The organism is Geopseudomonas aromaticivorans, assembly GCF_019097855.1.
In the GTDB taxonomy this organism is placed as follows: Bacteria; Pseudomonadota; Gammaproteobacteria; order Pseudomonadales; family Pseudomonadaceae; genus Geopseudomonas; species Geopseudomonas aromaticivorans.
This window is the reverse complement of sequence record NZ_JAHRGL010000035.1, coordinates 1-7,031: the sequence shown is the minus strand read 5'-3', so window position 1 is coordinate 7,031 and position 7,031 is coordinate 1. Positions and strand designations below refer to the sequence as shown.

Below are 7,031 nucleotides of genomic sequence, written 5' to 3'. Positions count from 1 at the left end.
GCATAGAGCCCATTGGTTGAATTGCCTTATTTATGACTCTCAGGTCTGTCAGCATTCTCTACTTATCTGACTTCTTTTTGGTAACAAATACAGGAGAACTCCAAGAGCTTGTAGATTCCTCTATGTGTCCAGCATCTAGCTGTTCCTGTACTAACTTTTCTAAAGCCTCTAGCTTCTCAGAGGTCATAGGCCATTGTCCTACCCAAACTGGTTCATCTGTAAGCCACTTCAATGGCAGGGCCTTTGGCTCCTCTGAAGGTCCATCATTTGTACCTAGTTTCTGTACAGCATGGATGGTTGGTAACCGTTTTCCATAGCGTCTTACCAGATCTTTTCTACTATCTAAAGATTGTACATAATTTGTATCTGACACTGGAGGAATATTAATCTGAGTATTCCATTGCTGTAAGAGATCACGACCCCAGAGATTTATAGCTATATCTGCCACGTATGGTTTCAGTATCCCTTTCTGTCCTTCCGGTCCAATGCAGACCACTGAGTTAACACTCTGTCGAACTCTAGATAGAGTTCCAATTCCTAAAAATTGTACATTTGCCTCTCTAAGAGGCCATTTCTGAGGCCAAGACTTTTGAGTAATAATAGTTACATCCGCCCCAGTGTCCACTAAGCCAGAAATAACTTTATTATTAATTTTCACTTTTAACTGAGGCCTTTTATCATTAATAGAAGCTTGCCAAAATATGCGTTTCTCATTTTGTCCATTCATACTTGATTCTTCATCACTATTCAAACTACCATCTAGAGCAATATCTTTTTTCACAATAGGCAAAGAACTATCTATTCATCCCGTGAGAGACTGTCTTCCACTGCTACTGGGAATGACCAGACCTTTCTCGAGGTGGGACCTTCTTGAGCCTCCACCCCCTTGGGGCTTCCCGGCTTTAACAGGTTTCCTTGCAAATCCCTGGTCGATCTACATTCATCGGTCCAGTGTCTGCCCTTACCACATCTTCTACACAATCCAGAAGGCAGTGGCCTTCCATATGAGGCATTGTTAGAATTCATTTGTCTACAATTTCTCTTAGTATGTCCCATTTTACCACAGTTGAAACATCTAGGTTCCTGGAGCCTTCGTGGTCTCCAGGGGAAGGCTCTTCCTACCCAAGGTTCTGGTTCATAGTAGTAGTAACCTCTAGCCTCTTGGTATCTATGTTGACCTCTGTAAGGTGCTTCTCCTTGCCAAGCCCTTACATCCTCACCTCTAGAACTTTTAATTTCCTGTTGCCGTTTTAAACCTTTGGAGATGGCTTCTCCTACCCAAGCTCCAGTATCTTGCACATTATAGTCAATGTTGGCTGCATGCAAAACCCATTCTTCTAGCGGAGCTGATCTGATCTTTAAAGGCAAAAGTATTCTTTTGCATATTGAGTTTGCATTTTCATAAGCTATTGTATATATAATTGATTGTCTTGTTTCTGGATCTGACTACTGCCCTAGTTAACCTTTGTAAGAAGTCCTGGAACTGTTCTGTATGTCCCTGTTCTATTCTGGTATAAGCTTCTAGGCATTCTCCTGGCTCACGAACCTTATCCCAGGCATTTAATGCTGCTTTCCTGCATAGAGACAGTATATCGTCATCATATTCAGCCTGAACCTGTGGGTCAGCATAAATACCTTGACCAAGAATCTTATCTAGGGGGGCTTCATAAAACCTACCTTTATGCCCTGACGCTCAAGGAGCATTGCCTCTTCTCTCACCAATGCCTTCCACTGGATTTGGCATGAATTCTCAAGTACAGCTGACACCAATCATTCCCAGTCTGTGGGCATCACCGTGTTAAAGGTTGCCCAGGAATGTAATAGCTGTTTTATGTATGGGCTATGGAGACCATATGAGACAACTGATTCTTTAATATTCTTAAGATCCTTCAGCTGTATAGGTTGCCATACATAAGCCATCTGTCCCTGAGGGTGTTTCTTAGAAGCTGGCTTTTCTACCATGGTAGCTGGGTACACTAATGGTGTACGAGTAACAACCTTAGAAGAATAGTCATGATACCTGGGTGGAGTAGGTGCCTGGGATTGGAGTGATTCTGCTTCTGAGGCATCCCAATGATCTTTAAGCCTAGTAATGATATCCTTTTGAAAAGTTTCAATCTCCTTAATCATAAAAGATTCCAAGCATGTTAGTGAATCTGTAAATTGCTCTAACTGCTCATCTACATGTTTTTTTTTTTTTAGGTCTTTAATACGATCATCCTTAGGCAGCATCTGGATGGCATGGAAACTGCCTTCTAGGTATTGGAGTCTAGATTCCAGGTCATGATTTGCTGATTTTGAGTCCTCAGCAATCGACCGTATGGACCTATGTAATCTGTCAGCCCTGTACTGTAAATTATCTTCCAAACATTCAAATCTAGACTCAAATTTCTGATCTGCTACCTTGGAAGCTTCAATAACTGATTGAATGACATTGTCCAATTCTTCAACCCTATGCTGGGTATTTTGTACCATTGCATCTAGTTGCTGGGTAACATTGCCTATCTGAGTTTCTAGCTGGCTACAGATATTCTTTAGCTGGTCATGGTCTTCTGACAGCCTAGCCTCTAAGGCCTCAGACATGGAGGATCTCTCTGTGTTTATCTTATCATAAATACGCTGTATCTCATCAGACAGCTCTGTCTTTAGTGTATTGGACACAGAGCCAAGCTTATCATCCAATTTCTGTTCCACTTGCTGCACAATTGTGGTCTGACCTAATCGTAAAGCTGTTATTTCCTGTAAGTAGGTGGTGAGGTTATCCTTATCCCTATTCCTGAGTCCTCTGGCTAGTAATACTATTTGTACCAGCAAGCTAACTGCCATTACGGCATATAGGCCAGTAATTGGCACATTAACATCCTCCTCAAACTGAATTCACATAAAAAGCAAAAATATTACCAATTTTAGCAAATGATAAATATTCCGCCATAATTTTACCTGATTTCTACTCCAGATGCAGTAAATATATTTGACCAGCAGGTAGCACAGGCCTTCAGTTATTCCGAGGCATTTGGCAGCAATCAGTCAGTGGTGGAAAGAGGTCACAAAATTGGCTGCGCTTATCTTAGAGAGTATACGGCCACAGCCGCAACCATTGAAACAGATGTGGCTTTCCCAAAGAAGCAGCCATGGGAAGCCTCTGCTGAGAGCCGAGGCCTACCTTGACTCTAGGCAGCTAGAAACTGTCTCCCAGCTGGGTGGATGGTTCTGAGCAGCTCAGCTGCAGTGGGTCGGCTGCTAGACAGGAACACCTGTGGAGAGAGGGTGCTTTCCGGGCCTAGTCTGAGGGCCAGATGGAACCCACTGCCTGTCCCAAATGGGGTGTAGGTTTCCAATATCCCACTTCTGACACCAGATATAGTGGGAAATTACCAATACGGAGTCAGGTAGAAATATAAGGGTATTTAATAGGGAAAAGCCTTACTTACAGAGCGAACCAGCCAGCCGGTGGTAGTCTGTACAGCAAGAAGCAAAGAGAAACCGAAACCGAAAACGCAGTCCCCCTACTCACTCTGACCACGCCCTCACAAGCCCTCAGGTACTCTTGTAGCCAGCCCCTAAGAAGGCGTGGCTACAGCTTCCCCTACAATTCCCCTTTTAGTCTAAAAGAGGATTAAAACTTAACAGTATAAAGGTAAAATATAAGAAGATAACTATCTATTTTAACTAAACCCTAAAGTCATAAACAATAGGAAGCTATCCCTAACTAGGTATATACACTATCCTAAGTGACAACAATGGGGAAAGGGGGCGTAGCATCCTCCAAGTTACTTCCTGCTGAAATGGGACGATGATAGTCATGTGGGGTCCTGTAGAAAGAAAATGTTAGTATCCAGTCCATGTTAGATGGGATTCACTTGATTGAAGATCTCGCTTGAAATCCTCAACTTGATTGAAGTCAGTACCCGAACCTCTGGCCAGAGTGTCAGCTGAAATGGAGCAAGTTGGATCCAGTGCAGTCGAGGAGCTGTGGCCCATTTTCTTTCCAGGGTGTCCAGGGATTGCTGTCAGGCAGGTCTTCATTGGCTGTGTGGGACTCAAACATAAACAGTTAGCAGAGAAATGTTTGCTTGTGTATGTACACATGCTGGGAAAGGCAACCATGGGAGCATAACAATTATGAGAGGGTGTACACCTTGAAAGAAAGATCCAAGAAAAGACAAAGACAGTCCCCAAATTCTTCTTTTATTCTGTATTACATCAATTGGCTTCTTGATACAATACAGAAACTCTAAAGTTAGTTAAACAACGTGCTTGGATTTTAGAGGAGGAAAGCCAAATCCACCTCTAAATCCAGCATTGGTTTAATTGAATAGGGACTAGGAAATAAAGAGAAATAGAGTTCTCTGAGAGACAGCTGTAAAGTTTACCGTATGGCACGTTCCTTTTGTTTGATGGTTATAGCTACCTTTTCTTCTTAAGTATCTACCCATGCAGTGTCCTTTGCCTTCTGGAGATGAGTTTTCCTGTGAAGATAAAAGCAAAACACTTCCCTTTCCTTTGGGAGGTTTCTATTTAGTTTATAAGATATACCTTACTAGAATACCTGTCATTTCTTCTCGTTGAGAGGTTTGTCCTTTTCAACTCGAATCTTGATCAACTTTGATGGTATCCAAATTTTTCTTCTCCTGTGGAAACCAATGCAAAACCCCTACACCATCATAACACATGTCCTGATTTCCATACAGAGGTTAGTACATCTTTGAAGTATACCGGCTGATTGAGTTCAGCAGTTTTTTCCCTAGTCCAGTGTCTTTTTGCAGCTGTTTGTCCTTTTTCATTGGCATTAAGAAAGTTTAGTGTTAATAAAGCATTATGCAACCTATGTTTGGGGGGTTTAGTCTTCCAAGCTTGTTTGTTGAGCATCTCCTTAAGTGTTCTATTAGATCTCTCAACCACTGCTTGTCCTGTAGGATTGTGTGGTATACCAGTAACATGCTTTATGTTATAATATTTGAAAAATTGTTCCAATTTTGTAGAGACATATGCTGGAGCATTGTCAGTTTTTATTTGTGCAGGTATACCCATAACTGCCATCACCTCTAGCAGGTGTGTAATAACAGAATCAGCTTTTTCAGAGTTAAGAGCAGTAGCCCATTGGAACCCTGAGAATGTGTCTATGGTATGATGCACATATTTCAAATTTCCAAACTCTGCAAAGTGAAAGACATCCATCTGCCAAACCTCATTTCTCCGAATGCCCTTAGGATTACAACCTGCTGGCAATGGAGTTTGATTATAAAAGGAACAAGTAGGACAGTTTCTCACTATCTCCTTGGCTTGTTGCCAAGTGATGGAGAAGTCCTTTTTCAAACCTTTGCTATTTACATGATGTTTCTTATGAAATTCTGAGGCTTCTAGCACACTTCCAATTAATAAACGATCAATCTCATCATTGCCTTGTGCTAGTGGGCCTGGCAGACCCGTATGGGATCTGATATGTGTAATGTATATAGGATTACTTCTGTTTCTGATAGTTTCCTGTAATTGTAAAAACAGAGAAGTTAATTCTGTATTATCAGGAATGAATTCTGCAGTCTCAATGTGTAACACGACTCTCTCTGCATATTGAGAATCAGTAACTATATTAAGAGGTTCTGTAAAATCCATAAGTACCATGAGAATTGCATATAATTCTGCCTTCTGTACAGATGTATATGGACTTTGAACTACTTTACTTACCTCACCTGCTTTATAACCTGCCTTACCTGATTTGTTGGCATCAGTGTAGAAGGTAAGAACTCCAGAAATGGGAGTTTGTCTTACAATACGTGGAAGAATCCAGACTGTCTTTTTTATGAATTTAATTCTGTCAGTTTTGGGATAGTTGTTGCTAATTGTTCCCAAAAAGTCAGTAAGAGCTATTTGCCAATATTCATTATCCTTCCATAAGGAGGAAATTTCCTCATTAGTTAAAGGTACTATAATTTCTGCTGGATCTTTTCCAGTCAGTTGACGAAGTCTTAATTTGCCCTTTAAAATCAAATCAGAAATCTTTTCTATATATGTCTTTAACTTTTTATTCTGTTTATGTGGCAGAAATATCCATTCCAATATAGTGTCTTCCCTCTGCATCAGAATCCCAGAAGGGTATTCTCTGGATGGCAAGATAACCAGAATACAGTCTAAATTAAGGTTTATCCGATCTACATGTGCATTCAATATTCTGTTTTCTACCCATTGTAACTCTTTTTCTGCCTCATCAGATAATATTCTAGGACTGTTTAGGTCCTTATCACCTTTAAGGGCCATTTTTAAATGCTTTAAGTCATGTCCTTCTACACCAATAATCGTCTGTAATTGAGAAATTTCCCCTAATAATTTCTGAAGAGAATTAAGAGTTTGATACCGATCTCTCCTAATTTGTACCTTTTGAGGTCTGATTCTTTGTAAGTCTATCTTGTAACCTAAATAGTTAATAGAATCTCCTCTTTGTATCTTTTCTGGTGCAATCTGTAATCCCCAACGAGGCAGAACTTCCTTCACCATTTCAAACATACGTTCCAAAGTTTCCTTATTAGAATCTGATAAAAGAATATCATCCATGTAATGATAAACAAGAGATTGTGGTAATTTCTTACGAATTATTTCCAAAGGTTGCTGTACAAAGTGTTGACACAAAGTAGGACTATTTAGCATTCCTTGTGGCAAAACCCTCCACTGATATCTCCTAACTGGCTGTGAATTATTAAGAGTTGGTACAGTAAATGCAAATTTTTCTCTATCATTTTCCTGTAACGGTATTGTGAAAAAACAGTCTTTTAGATCAATGACTATGATAGGCCATCCTTTAGGTATTAAGGAAGGTAATGGCATTCCAGGTTGCAGAGAGCCCATTGGTTGAATTACCTTATTTATGGCTCTCAGGTCTGTCAGCATTCTCCACTTACCTGACTTCTTTTTGATAACAAATACAGTAGAATTCCATGGAAAGGTAGTTTCCTCTACATGTCAAGCATCTAGCTGTTAATGTACTAACTTTTCTAAAGACACTAGCTCCTCAGAGTTCATAGGCCATTGTCCTACCC

Annotated in this window: 3 protein-coding genes; all 3 read right to left on the bottom strand. The window is 40.5% G+C overall.

Features of this window, described 5'->3' with window-relative positions; all coding sequences use genetic code 11:
• Window positions 1-58: 58 nt before the first annotated feature.
• Window positions 59-781 (bottom strand): pol protein pepsin-like aspartate protease and reverse transcriptase, encoded by a 723-nt coding sequence (locus tag KRX52_RS13150; RefSeq protein WP_367890548.1) that lies wholly within the window; start codon window positions 779-781, stop codon window positions 59-61.
• Between the two features lie 989 nt (window positions 782-1,770).
• Window positions 1,771-2,853, bottom strand: coding sequence for a hypothetical protein (locus KRX52_RS13140; protein WP_217682180.1), 1,083 nt, complete (start codon window positions 2,851-2,853; stop codon window positions 1,771-1,773).
• Between the two features lie 1,809 nt (window positions 2,854-4,662).
• Window positions 4,663-6,909, bottom strand: coding sequence for a reverse transcriptase domain-containing protein (locus KRX52_RS21090; RefSeq protein ID WP_367890547.1), 2,247 nt, complete (start codon window positions 6,907-6,909; stop codon window positions 4,663-4,665).
• Window positions 6,910-7,031 lie beyond the last annotated feature (122 nt).